The sequence below is a fragment of the Bacillus cereus group sp. MYBK220-1 genome (assembly GCF_051916445.1).
Taxonomy (GTDB): Bacteria; Bacillota; Bacilli; order Bacillales; family Bacillaceae_G; genus Bacillus_A; species Bacillus_A cereus.
Map to the genome: position 1 here is coordinate 708,654 of NZ_JBQAGQ010000002.1, position 16,441 is coordinate 725,094.

The window sequence follows — 16,441 nt, forward strand, 5'->3', positions numbered from 1 at the left end:
TATCCCGCTTTAACGGGCAATAAGACTCCCACTTCAAAATTCGGCGAATACAAGGGAGTTAGGCGGGAGATCAATTGCCCGTAAAATCCGATTGGTTCAACTAATAATCAATGGGGGATGGAAAAAACCTCCACTGATTAAAGTTTCACTTCATTATAACAAACGTTACAAGAAAGTAGAGGGGAGAAATCTGTCTCTTTATAAAGTAGTTATTTATAAAAAGTCACATAAAAAGAACTCGCCAGACGTATGACAAGTTCTTTAGTGTATTATTGTTGAATTGCTGCATCTAAAGCGATTTCAATCATTTCGTTAAATGTAGTTTGACGCTCTTCAGATGTTGTTTCTTCGCCAGTGAAGATGTGATCGCTAACTGTTAATACAGATAATGCATTTACACCGTATTTCGCTGCTAATGTGTAAAGAGCAGTTGTTTCCATTTCTACTGCTAATACACCGTAATCTCCAAGTTTTTTAACCATGTCCATGCTTTCACGATAAAACACATCTGCTGTTAAAACGTTACCGACACGAACGTGTAATCCTTTTTCAGTTCCAGCATCATAAGCTTTCTTTAAAAGGTCAAAGTTTGCAGCTGGTGCAAAATCAAATCCTGGGAATGTTAAACGGTTCATATTAGAATCAGTACAAGCCGTCATTGCGATAATAACATCACGAACTTTTACATCTTTTTGAATTGCACCGCAAGTTCCAACGCGAATTAAATTTTTAACTCCGTAGCTTTGGATTAATTCGTTTACATAAATAGAAATAGAAGGAACACCCATACCTGTACCTTGAACAGATACACGTTTTCCTTTATAAGTTCCAGTGAAACCTAACATACCACGCACATTATTATAGCAAGTAACGTCCTCTAGAAATGTTTCAGCGATATATTTTGCACGTAATGGATCACCAGGTAATAGAATAGATTCAGCGATTTCGCCTTGTTTTGCTTCGATATGTACACTCATAAAAAAGTCCTCCTTATAATGTATTGATAGAAATCAATATCATTTGCATTATACACTACGAATCCTTTCAATTAAAATCTTTTTATTATTTGTAATATGTACAAAATAGGAGGATTTCATAAATCATAATCTAGAATATATATCTTAAGAAGTTTTGTATGAATAGAGACAATAAAAATGGTAGGTGATGTTTTGAAAAATCTTGTCATTGGGCTTATTGCGTTAGTACTTATTGTGGCAGGAGGATTTTACATAAAAAAATATCAAGAAAACGAAGAGACTGTAGGAGATGTTCAGGAAGTAAAGTGGGATGTTTCAAATGGAAAGGGAAATGAGAAAGTAGATATTGTATTTCAGTTGTTAAACAACAAGAATAATGAAATTCGTGGTGTAAATGATCAAATGCGGGCAGTGATTGTAGATGGACAGTTAAAAAACATACAACAAATTAAACCCACATTTGCAGGGAACGGGTCATATAAGTTATCTTCCAAAATAGCGAAAGACGAAGAATATACAATATTTTTATACGAAGACAAAAATAAGTCCGTAGAGTCATTCGCTAAGAAAGATTTTGGTAGAACGAAAGAGGAGAACAATAAGAAAAAAGTGAAATTTCCAATCGACAGTGTACTTACAAAAAAAATAGGAGAGTATGAAGTTTCTCTTTTATTTGGCGCATTACATCCGAATGAACCAGTTACGTTAACATTTCAGTTTCAAGCGAAAAAGGGTGAAAAATTGAAATTGCATTCAGAGAGAGGAGAAGTAGAGTCACTCTATATAGTGGATGAAACGAAGGAGAATTTTTTATACGCTATGCCTGTAGATACGGATGAGCAATTACAATACCGAATTACATTTCCTGCCGAGGGCACGTATAAAATGTGGGGGAATTTCTATATAAATGGTAAGAAGTATGAAAAAGAATTTATTGTACAAGTTCAAAAAAGAAAAAACAGCTAAGAATTTAGCTGTTTTTTCTTTTTCCTATTAATTTTGTTACAGAGAGCATTGTAATTGGTAAAGAATGATTCTTCCTAAATGCTAAATATTTACCGCTCCATGCTGGTTTATATTTTTCTTTAAAATGTCGTAATCCGCTGAAACTATACGTATAACGAACGTTATTAAAGATTGCAGCAGCCACTCGTTCAGACCAGAAAGACTGTGTGGATAAACCAACATTTGAAAGTGGTGCCATACCGATATTAAAGGAGTGGTATTCATTTTCTTTTGCCCACTGGAATAAGTGGATGAAAATTGCGTCCATAATGCCGCTAGGCGCATCTGGATAATATCGCATTAAATCGACAGATAATGATCCGTTTTGATATACAGGCATGAATGTTGTGAATGCAATAATTTTTCCATCCGCATCAGATAATGTTGCGATAGGAGCGCGACTAATATATTCACGATCGAAGTATCCGAGTGAAAAACCTTTCTCTTTTTTTCCACCAAGCCATGCATCTGAAACTTTTCTTAACTCTTCATATAATTCGTCGGAGAAAGGTGGCTCATGAATAGAGAATGTATAGCCTTCTCTTTCAAAACGGTTGAAAGTAGCTCGCATGCCAGCGCGTTTCTTTCCTGTTATTGTAAAGGTATTTAAATCAACAACAGCTTCTTCACCAAGCTTAAAGAAGTTATAACCAAAATCGTGGTATAAACTCATCCATTTACTTTCAATTTGATAGAATACACAAATGTATCCAAATCGATCAGCCTCAGCTAAAAACTCTTGCAATACAGTACGATAGGAGGAAGGGTCCCCAATTGGATCACCTAGTACAATAAGCCGTTTTCCAGTTATTGAGAAGAGAATGAGTGCTTTTCCATCACTACTGAAAAAGAACTGTTTATCTCCTAAAAAACCTAAATGACTAAGCACATTTCCACCATGTTCATCTAAGAAGTTTTGTAATCGTTTATCATTAGCTGGTTGCCCAGGAAATTCATTTCGATAACGATTTGCAATGAGTGAACCAATTAGTAAAAAAGTAGGAACAAAAAAGGCAGCTGCTAATGCACTTCGTTTCACTTGTGTAATATTACGAACGACAAAATCAGGTTTGAAAGCTTCTTTTGCACCTGCAAATAAAATACCTAAGTTTTTATATAAATATAACGTTACAAGTAGGAATATAAAAACTTTTACGATATCGGAAAGTGAGACTTCCATTTTCTCACGTACAAACCTTTTACGAAGCATATACAATACAGCGAGTACGATTAATAAAATAAAAGTTTCTTCAACATCAATTCCTTTTAGTGTGTTAAAAATAGCCGCTCCAATTAAAGAAACAATCGTCATATAATAAGAACGTTTTGTTCCGTAATATATCCCCCGCGAAAGAATGAGGAGGAGAATACCGAATGTTAGCGATAAGCTAAAAGAAAATTGAATAAGATGTTTTGGAGCTAGAATATGTAAGGCGTGTGCCCGATTTATACTTGTCGGTAGAATGGTTGATAAAATAACCATTAAGCCAGCAAATACTGTTAAAGCAGCAGATGCCCAAGAACCTAACTTTCCTAGAAAGTCACGCTGCAAAGTCCATATAACACCAGTTGTCTCTAATGCAGGCGCAATAAAAGGTTTATCTTCAAACTTTTTAATGGCTACTCCTGTCATTTCAAAAGCTGCAAAAATGAGACCAAGGCAGAAGGGCAAGATGTAATAGACGAGACGATATAATAACATAGCAGGGAGTAAAACACCTGTATCGATGCCGTATTGCCCAAGCCCAGTTAAGAAGACAAGATCAAATGATCCAAGGCCACCAGGAACAAGACTAACGACACCAGCTAAAGCAGCAATAACATATACGCCTAAAAACTTTTGGAATTCGATTTCAATGCCAAATAATAGTAATATGACGTACATAACAATACCAGCAGATACCCATTCGACTAATGAAACTAATGAGTATAAAACAGTTGGGTTTTTCTCCTCTTCTTCTTGTTCCTCTGTTTGCGTCGCTTTTCTATTTTTTAATTTAGAAAATCCGATATATATAGGGACGAAAAGAGCGAAGAAGATAAGAACAGGCCATAGCCATGGTTTTTCATGCAAAATAAATCTCGTGTCTAATATTCCGATAAGACCAAGAAATGAAAGAATGGCTAATCCATTAATAAAGGCAGTTGTCATCCAAGCGATACTTTTAATAAGTTTTCCATTTTCTTTTATATATGGACGATAAAGCATTGTGCGTACGCCGGCTCCAACAAGACCACCAAACCCGATAAATCCATTTAAAGTATTAGCAATCCACGAGATACGGAAAATCTTTTGGACAGGAATATCAGCTTTTAAGTAACGAAGCATAACATAGTCATAAAAGAACATTGTTGATACAGCGAATGCACCAAGTGTAATTGCTAAAAAGACTCCTCCAGTTGGAATGTTTTTAATTGTATCAATCGCTTCTAAAAAAGAAATGCCCGCTAATTCTTTTTTTGCTTGAAAGAATACAATTGTTAATACAACAAATGGGAAGATAATTTTCCCGATTTGTAAGAAACGTTTCCATGAAAACGACATAAATACAACTCTCCTTGTATAAGAAAACTGAGACAATAATATTATTATGACAAACTTCAAGAAAAATAAAAAGGTAATTTCCTGTATAGGGGAGCTATTTTTTATATAGGTATATTTAAAAGAATATTTTGTTTATCGGAAAATTAAGTTAGAATAAGGTGAAAGAAGGGTGAGGGGGGAGTATATGATTATAAAAGGTTACGTAGGATATGAGTTAGAAAAAGAGAAACCTAATACATCAGAAGATTTTTTTAACAGATCTGAAGTGACATATATATTAAATGGTAAAGAGAAAACTTTTTCGGTTTTATACGTTCGATATTTTGAAGAAGTTTTACAAGAAATTACTCCTTTTGAAGGAAATCCAGTGTATAAAGTAGAAGAACAAAACATATATTTGCGCGATATTGTAGCGATATGTTGTTTAATGAAAGATAAGGAGCTTCGTGCGCAAAAACGTTTGTATTTAAATAATATGGAAGAATTTCAACAATATTTTGATGAGGGAACGGTGTCGAAAGTACAAGAAATATTGGCTGAATTACATAAAAATAAAAGAGTAGAAATAGCGTGAAATGGCAAAGGAGAGAGAAAAAATGTCTAATTTGATGGTTGAAAATCAAACAGAACAAGTTTCTATATTTTTAGAAGATGCTATTAATTTGATAACCAATTATGTAAATTATCATACGTTACCTTCTTTATTAGAGGAAACACCAGCAGGGAATGAGCGATATTATAAAGGGTTATTAGCATCAATGAGACGACTTCTCGTTTTTTGCGAAGAAGGACAGGATGCATGTTTTGTTTTGTTGAATAGCCAGCCATTTCGAAAAACAGCAGCTGAAAAAATTTTATATAAGATTTACCATCAAGTAATTGCAGAGTTTTTTTCACCGAAGAGTGATCATTGGTATGAAAATAGTCGGTCTGCATATACAGGGAAAAATTCTATCGTTTTTCAACAAACACCACCTGCATCTTTAGAGCAAGTGATGAAGAGTTTAGAAGGTAAATTTCAATTGATGCGTGAAGAACTAGAATATTATGAGACGGATTATCAGACAAAGATGTTACACAAATATTGATTGAGGAAAAGAAGCTAAGGTGACTTAGCTTCTTTTCCTTTTGTACAGTTATATAAGGGATTTTCATTGAATATAGTTAAGTGGATAGCATTAGGGAGGTGCAACATGAATCAGCAAGGTGTATTTACAGATTACTTTCATGAAGTAGAAAATTGGTGTGAAAGTGTTCTTCACGTATTAGATAGTCGCGCAATGGAAGTGTATGATGTCCATATGCTTGCTTATAAAATTCAGACGTTATTAGAGCGTATGAAAGAGCATGAGTATGAAACAGATGCAGAGTTTATGTATGAAATAAGCGATGATGTAGAACATATTCAGCATCACTTGCAGGAAGTATTTATGCAAGAAGAAGAGGAATATGAATTATATGAAAGAGGGGATAGTGAACGAGCTGTCCCAATTGGAGGACATACACTCCCGCCATTACCTTATCCATATAATGCGTTAGAACCGTATATTTCTAAAGAAATTATGATGTTACATCATGATAAACATCATCGGAGTTACGTGGAAGGATTAAATAAAGCAGAGAAGATGATGGAAGAAGCGAGAAAAACAAATAAATTTGATTTAATTAAGCATTGGGAAAGGGAAGCGGCTTTTCATGGGTCAGGTCATTACTTACACACGATATTTTGGAATAACATGAAAAAAGACGGTGGTGGAAGTCCAAGAGGAACTTTTTCACAACAAATTGAACAAGATTTTGGGAGCTTTTTACGTTTCCAAAAACATTTTACAGAAGCAGCCTCTAAAGTAGAAGGTTCAGGCTGGGCAATTCTCGTTTGGGTACCCCGGTCTGGAAGGTTAGAAATTTTGCAAAGTACACTTCATCAATTATTTACACAATGGGATACGATACCGCTCCTTGTACTAGATGTCTGGGAACATGCGTATTATTTACAATACCAAAATCGAAAAGATGAATATATTAAAAACTGGTGGAATGTTGTAAATTGGCCTGATGTAGAAAAAAGGTTTGAAACTGCGAAACAAATTGAATGGACACCATATTAGACGCAAATTCTCTGCGTCTTTTTTAATGGAAGTAGAAGGAAGATTTCGTTCATATTTTAAAAGGCCAAGCATACACTTGTACAAAAAGTGCCAAAAGGACGTGGGGGGAAATATGAGACGAATTTGTGTAATCATTACGCTTCTTATGATGTATGCAAGCGTTATGCCGATTCCTACATATGCAAAGATGAACAGCAATGTTAGTGCTCGAAATGCTGTATTAATGGAGCAACAGTCTGGTCGTGTATTATACGGAAAGGCAGAACATGAGCCTCAAAAAATTGCTAGTATAACAAAAATTATGACCGCCTTATTAGCTGCTGAATCAGGGAAGATGAAAGAAATGGTATCAGTTAGTAATGAAGCGGTGAGGGTGGAAGGATCGGCAATCTATTTAAAGCCTGGACAAAAAGTGAAGTTAGAAGATTTAGTATACGGACTCATGCTTAGATCTGGTAATGACGCAGCGCAAGTAATTGCTGAAAGTGTGGGTGGGAGTATAGATGGATTCGTATATTTAATGAATCAAAAAGCGAAAGAAATTGGAATGAAAGATACGCACTTCTCAAACCCTCATGGCTTAGATGGAGATGGATCACATTATTCGTCGGCTTACGATATGGCATTATTAACGAAATATGCAATGGGAAACGAGACATTTAAGAAAATCTTTGGAACCAAAACATATAAATCAGATTCTTGGGATTACCCGTGGAAAAATAAACATAAGCTGGTAACGTCTTATTATGAATTTGCAACAGGGGGAAAAACAGGCTTTACGAAGAAAGCTGGGCGAACGCTTGTTACAACGGCATCAAAAGGTGGACTAGATTTAATTGTCGTAACTTTGAGTGCCTCTAGTGATTGGGATGATCATATGAATTTGTTTGATAAAGGTTTTGACCGTTTCAAACAAACGAAAGTTTTAGGACAAGGAGCAATTGCTGAAATAAATGAAAAGAAGTATGCCAACCATGTTTATACGAAAAATAGTTTTTCGGTACCGTTAACTGAAGAAGAAAAAAAGAACGTAGTATTAAAAGTTGAACTCGATAAAAGTACAAAACTTACGGATGGAGTAAAGGTTGGGAAGACAGACATTTATGTTGGTAATGAAAAAGTTGGAGAACGGAATTTATTTTATAGTAAACGAAAGTTAGTAGCTACAACGGGACTTTACTGGAATAATGTGAAAGAAATTTTTTCTTACATGATAGGTGTTGGGAACGATGGTTAATCTCGTATGGGTAGCGATGGCTGTCATTGGGATTGTATACGCCATGATAAATGGAACGATGGAAGAAGTGAATAAAGCTGTATTTGACGGAGCAAAAGATGCGGTAACGATTTGTATAGGACTTATTAGTGTTTTAGTTTTTTGGCTCGGTTTAATGAAAATTGCAGAGGAAGCCGGATTGTTAAAAAAATTAGTTACACTTTTTATGCCGATAGTAAAAAGGTTGTTTCCAGAAATACCAAAGGATCATCCGTCTATGGGATTTATTCTATCAAATATGATGGCAAACTTTTTTGGTCTAGGTAATGCAGCGACCCCTCTTGGTATTAAAGCGATGGAACAACTGAAAGAGTTAAATGGAGGAAAGGATTCGGCGAGCCGTTCTATGGTGACGTTTCTAGCATTAAATACATCAGCTATTACATTAATTCCTACGACAGTCATTTCCATTCGAATGACGTATGAATCAGCGAATCCTACTGAAATTGTTGGGGTAACATTTATTGCACAAGTACTTTCTATGATTGGGGCAATTTGGATTGACCGCTATTTTTACCGAAGAAGGAGTAGAAAGGGGCGGAAAAAATGAGCATTGTAAATACAATTTCCTTATGGGTAATCCCTTGTGTAATTGGTTTTATCCTTTTATATGGCACAATAAAGAAAGTGCCGACGTATGAATCGTTCGTTGAGGGAGGAAAAGAAGGGATTCAAATTGCAATTTCCATCTTACCGTTTATGGTTGGAATGCTTGTGTCTATTTCTATATTCCGGTCTTCAGGTGCGTTAGATGCAATGATATCGGTAATGAAGCCAATGTTAGACTTGATCCATGTTCCAGCGGAAATTGTACCCTTAGCACTTATACGCCCTATTTCAGGCTCTGCTGGTTTAAGTATTACGACCGATTTAATTGCAACATATGGGCCAGATTCGTTTATTGGGAGATTGGCTTCTACGATGCAAGGGAGCACAGATACGACTTTCTATATTTTAACTGTATATTTTGGAGCGGTTGGGATTAGAAAAATGGGGGATGCACTAAAAGTAGGACTTTTTGCAGATTTAATCGGGATTATATGCTCAATTGTGTTCGTTTCTTTATTGTTTCAGTAATACTATTCATTTTTTACGCTATTTCGCTTATAATACGTATACGACCACTATTAAGGTGTAGCTTAATAGTGGTTTTTTTATGTGGTATTTTTGACAAAATGATGAACTTTTATTGTGAGAAATATGAAAAATATGGACAATAATAAAGGGTAAAAACATGATTTGACCTTTATATGTTTATTATCATCGCTATGTTGTTTAAGTAAGATGAAGCGAATAGCCGTAAAGCGTATGCGGTTGCCAAGTCTTTCTAATGTAAGGTAAGATAAATTCGAGGTGAAAAAAAGAAATGGAACGATTACAAAAAGTGATTGCGCAAGCAGGTATTGCATCGAGAAGAAAGGCTGAGGAATTAATTCAGCAAGGAAAAGTGAAAGTTAATGGAAAAATAGTGAAAGAGTTAGGGACAAAAGTAACTCCTCAAGATAAAGTAGAAGTAAATAATATCCCTCTTGAAAAAGAAGAACCTGTTTATTTTTTACTATATAAACCAACTGGCGTAATTTCAAGTGTATCAGACGATAAAGGAAGAAGTGTTGTAACGGACTTTTTCCCGGAAATTACACAACGTTTATTCCCAATCGGACGCTTAGATTATGATACGTCTGGCGTATTATTAATGACAAACGATGGGGACTTCGCAAACGTATTAATGCATCCTAGATATAAAGTTGAAAAAACATATGTTGCAAAAATAAAAGGGCCATTAACAGGTGAGAAAATTCGCATGTTAGAACGCGGTGTTACGTTAGAAGACGGTAAAACAGCACCAGCACGTGTGAAAATTATTTCTTGGGACAAGCGTAAAGAGATGGCTATTGTACAATTAACAATTCATGAAGGACGTAATCGTCAAGTACGTCGTATGTTTGAAGCGTTAGACTGTAAAGTAGTGAAATTAAAACGTGAACGTTATGCTTTCTTAGAAGTAGGAAGCCTGCGACCTGGTGATGCGAGAGAATTGACACCACATGAGGTGAAACAATTACGCGCGCTTGCTTCTACAAAGCCAAGATAAGCTATAGAGTTAAAAATTCACCAGTGGAGTGCTCTGCTGGTGATTTATTCAATACAACATTTACAGAAGATAATACATAACATTTACCGAGGAGAGGAGAGGTAATATGAAGAAAAATCGCTTATTATTTCGCGTTATTATTCTACTCATTTTATGTGGTGCTGTAGGATTTACTCTTTATCAAGGATTCTTTGCTAATAAAGAGAAAATGCAAATCGGAAAAGAAGCACCTAACTTTATTGTGACGGATTTAGAAGGAAAGAAAATTGAACTAAAAGATTTAAAGGGAAAAGGTGTATTTTTAAACTTTTGGGGCACGTGGTGTAAACCTTGTGAAAAAGAAATGCCTTATATGAATGAATTATATCCAAAGTATAAAGAAAAAGGCGTTGAAATCATAGCGTTAGATGCAGATGAAACGGATATTGCAGTAAAGAACTTTGTGAACCAATATGGTTTGAAATTCCCAGTTGCCATTGATAAAGGACAAAAGATTATAGGAACATATGGAGTAGGTCCTTTACCGACAAGCTTTTTGATTGATAAAGATGGAAAAGTAGTGGAGAAAATTATAGGGGAACAAACGAAAGAACAGTTAGAAGGGTATTTAAAGAAAATTACTCCGTAATAAAGAAAGCCTTTACATAAGGGGTGCGTGTTTATAGTGCCTCTGGTTTAAAAATTCTGAGTATTGCGGTAACTTGAGGTTAGAATATACAATAGTACATATAGATACAGGGGCGGTGAGAGTGTTGAAAGAAATTAAATGTGAATGTGGACATGTTAATCCGATAGGAACCGTTTTTTGTGAAGCTTGCGGGAAACCATTTGAAAGCAATGAAAATGCAAAACTATTGGATATGCGCTATGAGGGGAGTGCACGGAGATCTCTCACGCAGACAAAAACGATAGTCGATAAAATTTGGAGCTTTTTCTCTTCTGTAAAAGTAGGTGTATGGCTAATCGTAATAACTTTAGCTGCATCAGCGATAGGAACTATATTTCCGCAAGAAATGTACATAACTCCAGGTATTGCACCAGCTGAATATTATAAACAAGAATACGGATTTTTAGGACAATTATATTATCAATTAGGGTTTAATAATTTATACGGTTCATGGTGGTATATGATTTTGATTGCTTCTATCGGTATTTCACTTGTGATATGTAGTTTAGACCGCGTTATTCCACTTTATAAAGCTTTAAAAAAGCAAGGCGTAAAAAGACATCCTAGTTTTTTAAAGAGACAGAGATTATATGGGACTGGTACACCGCAAGAAGGTGACCTGGAAAGAGTGCAAGAGAATTTAAAGAAAAGAAACTATAACGTGAAAGTGGAAGACGGAAACGTTTTAGCAGAAAAGGGACGCTTCTCGCGTTGGGGTCCATATGTAAATCATATCGGTCTTATTATCTTTTTATTCGGTGCGATGCTTCGTTTTTTACCGAGTATGTACGTAGACGAAGCACTTTGGTTACGTGACGGTGAAACGAAAGAAATACCAGGGACGGATGGACAATACTACTTAAAAAACGAGAAATTTATAAAAGAAGTTTATGATAAAAGTAAGGACAAGGAAGTTTTTGATGAAGCGATTGATCGTGTAGGCGATAAAATGATTGCGAAAAACTTCCAAACGAATGCCGTATTATATAAAGCAGTAGGAGAAAATATAGCAGGACAAAAACCGAAATTAGAAAAAGTAAAAGAAGCGGAAATTCGAGTGAATGAACCACTGAAATTTGATCAATTTGCAGTGTATCAAGTGGATTATAAAGAAAGTGAATTTAAAAGTATGTCCTTTAACTTGCAAAATAAAGAAAATAATCAAAAGTGGGGACCAATTAAAGTAGATTTAACGAATCCTAAGGAAAAATATGATTTAGGAAATGGTTATTCTCTAGAACTATTAAGCTATTTTCCTGATTTTTATTTTGATGAGAATGGAAAACCAAATACAAAAACGAAATTACCAAACAATCCTGCATTTGTATTTAAAATGTTTACACCTGAAACACCAGATGGTGAAGTGAGTTTTGTTGGTATTCAGCAAAATATAGAACCAGATGGAAACAACAAATATAAAATGTCATTTGCAGGTGTTGAAATGCAAAATGCAACAGCACTTACTGTAAGAAAAGATTTAACGCTTTGGATTCTCGGCATTGGAGGATTTATATTTATGGTTGGTGTCATTCAAGGTATGTATTGGAATCATCGCCGTATTTGGATACAACGTGTTAATGATGAATGGTGGATTGCAGGGCATACAAATAAAAATTGGTTCGGTTTAAAGAAAGATATTGAAAGAGTAATAGAAGGTACAGCAATTCCACAGCCAAATGATAAAGTAATTGATAAAAAAATTAGTTAAGGTGGGGAAACGATATGGTGCAAATAAGTAGTAACTTTCTCTTTACCGCATTTATTTTATATTTAATTGCGACTCTATTTTTTGGGGGAGCCATTAAAGAAAAGGGTCATAAATGGGCAAATGTAGGAATAACGATTACAATTTTAGGGTTTATAGCACAAACAGTATATTTTGTTACAAGGTGGATTGCATCAGGGCATGCGCCAGTTAGTAACTTTTTTGAATTCGGTACATTTTTCGGCATGATGCTTGTAGGAGCATTTATTGTTATGTATTTTATGTACCGTGTAAGCATAATCGGACTATTTGCATTACCAGTTGCGCTTTTATTAATTGCCTATGCAAGTATGTTTCCGAGGGAAATATCTCCGCTTATTCCATCTTTAAAAAGTAATTGGTTACATATTCACGTGACGACTGCAGCAGCAGGACAAGCCATTTTAGCGATTAGTTTTATTACAGGCGTTATGTATTTATTGAAAAATGTAGATCAATCGACGAGAAGTAAACGTACATTTTGGCTAGAGACGGTAGTATTTACACTTGTTTGTACAGTTGGATTTATTGGGGTAACAACGGTATTTTCTAGTATGAAATATGAAGCGAAGTTTCAATGGATTGACAAAAATGAACAGCAAGCGGAAATGAAGTACAATCTTCCGGCTTTAGTTGGACCGCATGAAGGGAAGTTACTGACAGAAAATAAATTAGAACCGGCAGTTGAAGTTCCAGCAATTGTAAATGCGAAAAAATTAAATACTGTTATTTGGTCAGTGTTAGTTGGAACATTACTGTATATTGTATTAAGACTTGTTTTACGGAAGCGAGTATCGGCGGCACTTCAGCCGTTAGTAAAGAATACGAATAGTGATCTACTAGATGAAATCGGATATCGATCTATTGCAATTGGATTCCCAGTGTTCACATTAGGAGCGTTAATTTTTGCGATGATTTGGGCTCAAATAGCGTGGACGCGCTTTTGGGGCTGGGATCCAAAAGAGGTTTGGGCACTTATCACTTGGCTCTTTTATGCGGCAGTATTACATTTACGCCTATCAAAAGGATGGCATGGAGAGAAGTCAGCTTGGCTTGCAGTAATTGGTTTTGCAATCATTATGTTTAACTTTATTGTAGTAAACTTAATTATTGCCGGTTTACATTCATATGCATAGAGAAATAAAATAGGGGAGTGCATGTCACTTTCCTATTTTATTTTTGTCAACTTTTCTTCTTTTTTGAGAAAAACATGACAAAGTAGCGGTTGATTTTGTAAAATGATGTCGAGGACATTATATGCTGTTCAAAAAAAATACATAGTTTTGGAAAAAAATTGAACAAAATTTATTATTCTTGTGAAGCATAATATGGGAAGTGAAACATTTAGAAGATTGCTTAAATAAACGAGAATAGCGCAACATAATAGTTAAAGAAGGGTAGGTGTGAACCGCTGAGGTGAGAGTGCGCAGCGGGTAGAGATGGAAAATGAATCAAGAATTTTAATTGTAGATGATGAGGATCGTATTCGTCGTTTATTGAAAATGTACTTAGAAAGAGAACAATATACGATTGAAGAAGCAGATAATGGTGATACAGCTTTAGAAATGGCGTTGCAAAATGATTACGATTTAATCTTATTAGATCTTATGATGCCTGGTAAAGATGGCATTGAAGTATGTAAAGGGGTTCGTGAGAAGAAAGCGACACCAATTATTATGCTGACAGCAAAAGGTGAAGAAGTAAATAGAGTACAAGGATTTGAAGTTGGAACAGATGATTATATTGTAAAGCCATTTAGTCCACGTGAGGTCGTACTACGTGTGAAAGCGGTATTACGTCGTGCTGTACCAACAACATTCTTTACACAAGATACAACGACAAAAGATGTTACTGTATTCCCGCACTTAACAATTGATAACGATGCACACCGTGTTACTGCAGATGGTAATGAAGTAAACTTAACGCCGAAAGAATATGAGTTACTATTATTTTTAGCGAAAGCTCCTGATAAAGTATTCGATCGTGAGCAACTGTTAAAAGAAGTATGGCAATATGAATTCTTCGGAGATTTACGTACAGTTGATACACATGTAAAGCGTTTACGTGAGAAGTTAAGCAAAAAATCACCAGATGCAGCGAAAATGATCGTTACTGTTTGGGGTGTAGGTTACAAATTTGAGGTTGTGAACGACTGATGCTTTGGAGAAGTGTAGTAGGGAAGTTATGGATGACCATATTACTTCTCGTTTCGTTTGTTCTTGGATTTGTTGCGATTTTACTTTCACAGTTTTTTAGAACGTATTATGTTGATATGAGTGAAGCTAGGCTTCAAAAAGTTGCAACAAGTGTTTCAGAGTTAATTGAAGAAGGTGCCGATGTAAAAACGATTGAGAATATCGCTTACAAATTCTCTGACCCACTTTCAAGGATTATTATTGTAGAAGATGGTAAAGAAATCTCTTCTTCACCGAAACAAGAAGGGTTAGTCACTCTTACAATGGATGACTTAAAAGAAGATAAAGAATTAGCGGCTGTGTTTACAGACAAAAAAGAAATTAAGAATAATATTAGAAAAGCGTCTAATAGTAGGAAGAATAAAAACACCGAAAATGATATTATGATCGTCGGAAAACCAGTGCAATCAAAAAATCAAAGTGCAGTGTTCGTATATGAATCTTTACAAGTACCGATACAAGGTATGGAAAGAACAACTGATTTTATTTTCTTATCGGCTGGAATTGCGATTATATTAACAACTTTCTTTGCGTTCTTCTTATCTACTCGGATTACAGCACCGCTTCGTAAAATGCGTGAGGTTGCTTTTGAAGTGTCACGTGGGAAGTTTGATGCAAAGGCTCCTATGGTATCTCAGGATGAGATTGGTGAGCTTGCAACGGCCTTAAATCAAATGGGAAAACAGTTGAAGTTTAATATGAACGCCTTGCAACAAGAAAAAGAGCAGTTAGCAAGTATTTTGAGTAGTATGGCAGATGGGGTTATTACGTTAAATCAAGAAGGTGAAGTCGTTGTAATCAATCCGCCGGCCGAACATTTCTTACAAGTTTGGCAAGAAGAAAAAGAGATAGAGTTAAGTAAAAAATTACCTTCTGAACTTGTGGAATTATTCCATCTCGTTGTAGAAAGCGAACAACAACAAGTTGTTGAAATTAATTTACAAAAAGGAAACTATGTAGTTCTTATGACGCCGCTTTACAATCAAACGAAAATTCGTGGAGCTGTAGCAGTGCTGCGAGATATGACGGAAGAACGTCGTCTTGAAAAGATGCGTCAAGATTTTATTGCGAATGTATCACATGAACTTCGTACACCAATGGTCATGCTGCAAGGGTATAGTGAAGCGATTTTAGATGATATTGTGCAAACGAAAGAGGAAATAGATGAGTTTGTTCAAATTATTTATGATGAATCTGTTCGTTTAGGTAAACTTGTAAATGAATTGTTAGATTTAGCTCGTATGGAAAGCGGTCATGTAGAGTTACATATTGGTGAAGTGGATATACATCCGTTTGTTGAAAAAATTGGTCGTAAATTCCAAGGGATTGCAAAGGATAAAGAGGTCGCGTTAACGGTTGATTTCAAAGATCCAATTGAACAATACCCGTTTGATGCAGATCGTATGGAACAAGTATTGACGAATTTAATTGATAACGCAATACGTCATACGAACGCAGGCGGACATGTAACGCTTGTAATTGATACGAAAAATAACGGTCTTATTTTTGAAGTACAAGATTCGGGTGCAGGCATTCCAGAAGAAGATATTCCATTTTTATTTGATCGTTTCTATAAAGCTGATAAAGCAAGAACACGTGGGAAAAAGGGTGGAACAGGACTCGGGCTTGCGATTGCGAAAAATATTGTTCAAGGCCATGATGGTAAAATTTCTGTATCAAGTGTTGTTGGAGAAGGAACTACATTCTCTGTATATTTACCGAATCGTATAATTTAGATATGCGTTTTTAAAGTTGATAATGAATAAAGTTCTGCTGTTTTTTATTTTTTTGTAAACTCAATTAAATAAAGAATGGTAGAACTTTTTTCT

15 protein-coding genes are annotated in these 16,441 nt (G+C 35.3%); 13 read left to right on the forward strand and 2 right to left on the reverse strand.

The features are described 5' to 3' along the window. Positions 1–269 precede the first annotated feature (269 nt). A complete protein-coding gene (deoD, locus tag ACTFRU_RS10580; protein ID WP_000110707.1) occupies positions 270–977 on the reverse strand; it encodes a purine-nucleoside phosphorylase in 708 nt (235 codons plus the stop codon). Positions 978–1,154: 177 nt separating this feature from the next. On the opposite strand from deoD, the gene ACTFRU_RS10585 reads away from it, so the two are divergent. Next, complete coding sequence (locus ACTFRU_RS10585) at positions 1,155–1,943, forward strand: hypothetical protein (protein ID WP_000232606.1); 789 nt, start codon at positions 1,155–1,157, stop codon at positions 1,941–1,943. A gap of 4 nt (positions 1,944–1,947) precedes the next feature. On the opposite strand, the gene mprF is transcribed toward ACTFRU_RS10585, so the two are convergent. Continuing rightward, complete coding sequence (gene mprF / locus ACTFRU_RS10590; protein WP_000010848.1) at positions 1,948–4,527, reverse strand: bifunctional lysylphosphatidylglycerol flippase/synthetase MprF; 2,580 nt, start codon at positions 4,525–4,527, stop codon at positions 1,948–1,950. A gap of 184 nt (positions 4,528–4,711) precedes the next feature. Here mprF and ACTFRU_RS10595 point away from each other — a divergent pair, with 184 nt between their 5' ends. The 12 genes from ACTFRU_RS10595 to resE all read left to right on the forward strand — a co-directional run bounded on the left by ACTFRU_RS10595 (position 4,712) and on the right by resE (position 16,348). Beyond that, entirely contained in the window at positions 4,712–5,101 is a 390-nt protein-coding gene (locus ACTFRU_RS10595) for a hypothetical protein (protein WP_000584367.1), read from the forward strand. Positions 5,102–5,123: 22 nt separating this feature from the next. Then, positions 5,124–5,615, forward strand: a complete 492-nt coding sequence (locus ACTFRU_RS10600) for a YpuI family protein (RefSeq protein ID WP_000067557.1) — start codon at positions 5,124–5,126, stop codon at positions 5,613–5,615. Between the two features lie 105 nt (positions 5,616–5,720). After that, positions 5,721–6,635 carry a superoxide dismutase gene (locus tag ACTFRU_RS10605; protein ID WP_001075741.1) on the forward strand — a complete coding sequence of 305 codons (915 nt, stop codon included), beginning with the start codon at positions 5,721–5,723 and terminating at the stop codon, positions 6,633–6,635. 112 nt (positions 6,636–6,747) lie between these two features. Further along, a complete protein-coding gene (gene dacB / locus ACTFRU_RS10610) occupies positions 6,748–7,872 on the forward strand; it encodes a D-alanyl-D-alanine carboxypeptidase DacB (protein WP_001252638.1) in 1,125 nt (374 codons plus the stop codon). Continuing rightward, positions 7,865–8,461: a spore maturation protein SpmA gene (spmA, locus tag ACTFRU_RS10615; RefSeq protein WP_000247811.1), complete on the forward strand. Its 597-nt coding sequence runs from the start codon at positions 7,865–7,867 to the stop codon at positions 8,459–8,461. The genes dacB and spmA overlap by 8 nt, the downstream gene beginning before the upstream one ends. Then, positions 8,458–8,988, forward strand: coding sequence for a spore maturation protein SpmB (gene spmB / locus ACTFRU_RS10620; RefSeq protein ID WP_000029514.1), 531 nt, complete (start codon positions 8,458–8,460; stop codon positions 8,986–8,988). Before spmA ends, spmB begins: the two co-directional genes overlap by 4 nt. 289 nt (positions 8,989–9,277) lie before the next feature. Continuing rightward, complete coding sequence (gene rluB / locus ACTFRU_RS10625) at positions 9,278–10,006, forward strand: 23S rRNA pseudouridine(2605) synthase RluB (protein ID WP_000440556.1); 729 nt, start codon at positions 9,278–9,280, stop codon at positions 10,004–10,006. A 106-nt stretch (positions 10,007–10,112) separates the two neighbouring features. After that, positions 10,113–10,634 (forward strand): thiol-disulfide oxidoreductase ResA, encoded by a 522-nt coding sequence (gene resA / locus ACTFRU_RS10630; RefSeq protein WP_139849140.1) that lies wholly within the window; start codon positions 10,113–10,115, stop codon positions 10,632–10,634. A gap of 121 nt (positions 10,635–10,755) precedes the next feature. Beyond that, entirely contained in the window at positions 10,756–12,381 is a 1,626-nt protein-coding gene (resB, locus tag ACTFRU_RS10635; protein ID WP_025709304.1) for a cytochrome c biogenesis protein ResB, read from the forward strand. A gap of 14 nt (positions 12,382–12,395) precedes the next feature. Next, the gene (gene resC / locus ACTFRU_RS10640) at positions 12,396–13,553 is read left to right on the forward strand and encodes a cytochrome c biogenesis protein ResC (RefSeq protein WP_000250079.1); all 1,158 of its coding nucleotides are present in this window, start codon (positions 12,396–12,398) and stop codon (positions 13,551–13,553) included. Between the two features lie 303 nt (positions 13,554–13,856). Continuing rightward, positions 13,857–14,573, forward strand: a complete 717-nt coding sequence (gene resD / locus ACTFRU_RS10645) for a DNA-binding response regulator ResD (protein ID WP_000426861.1) — start codon at positions 13,857–13,859, stop codon at positions 14,571–14,573. Further along, positions 14,573–16,348 (forward strand): sensor histidine kinase ResE, encoded by a 1,776-nt coding sequence (resE, locus tag ACTFRU_RS10650; protein WP_000964673.1) that lies wholly within the window; start codon positions 14,573–14,575, stop codon positions 16,346–16,348. Before resD ends, resE begins: the two co-directional genes overlap by 1 nt. Positions 16,349–16,441: the final 93 nt, after the last annotated feature.

Bases quoted from the DNA above. Each gene is read 5' to 3' on its own strand.
- ACTFRU_RS10595 (WP_000584367.1), top strand. From the start codon at position 4,712: ATGATTATAAAAGGTTACGTAGGATATGAGTTAGAAAAAGAGAAACCT.
- rluB (WP_000440556.1), top strand. From the start codon at position 9,278: ATGGAACGATTACAAAAAGTGATTGCGCAAGCAGGTATTGCATCGAGA.
- dacB (WP_001252638.1), top strand. From the start codon at position 6,748: ATGAGACGAATTTGTGTAATCATTACGCTTCTTATGATGTATGCAAGC.
- resD (WP_000426861.1), top strand. From the start codon at position 13,857: ATGGAAAATGAATCAAGAATTTTAATTGTAGATGATGAGGATCGTATT.
- ACTFRU_RS10585 (WP_000232606.1), top strand. From the start codon at position 1,155: ATGGTAGGTGATGTTTTGAAAAATCTTGTCATTGGGCTTATTGCGTTA.
- deoD (WP_000110707.1), bottom strand. From the start codon at position 977: ATGAGTGTACATATCGAAGCAAAACAAGGCGAAATCGCTGAATCTATT.
- resE (WP_000964673.1), top strand. From the start codon at position 14,573: ATGCTTTGGAGAAGTGTAGTAGGGAAGTTATGGATGACCATATTACTT.
- spmB (WP_000029514.1), top strand. From the start codon at position 8,458: ATGAGCATTGTAAATACAATTTCCTTATGGGTAATCCCTTGTGTAATT.
- mprF (WP_000010848.1), bottom strand. From the start codon at position 4,527: ATGTCGTTTTCATGGAAACGTTTCTTACAAATCGGGAAAATTATCTTC.
- ACTFRU_RS10600 (WP_000067557.1), top strand. From the start codon at position 5,124: ATGTCTAATTTGATGGTTGAAAATCAAACAGAACAAGTTTCTATATTT.
- spmA (WP_000247811.1), top strand. From the start codon at position 7,865: ATGGTTAATCTCGTATGGGTAGCGATGGCTGTCATTGGGATTGTATAC.
- ACTFRU_RS10605 (WP_001075741.1), top strand. From the start codon at position 5,721: ATGAATCAGCAAGGTGTATTTACAGATTACTTTCATGAAGTAGAAAAT.
- resC (WP_000250079.1), top strand. From the start codon at position 12,396: ATGGTGCAAATAAGTAGTAACTTTCTCTTTACCGCATTTATTTTATAT.
- resA (WP_139849140.1), top strand. From the start codon at position 10,113: ATGAAGAAAAATCGCTTATTATTTCGCGTTATTATTCTACTCATTTTA.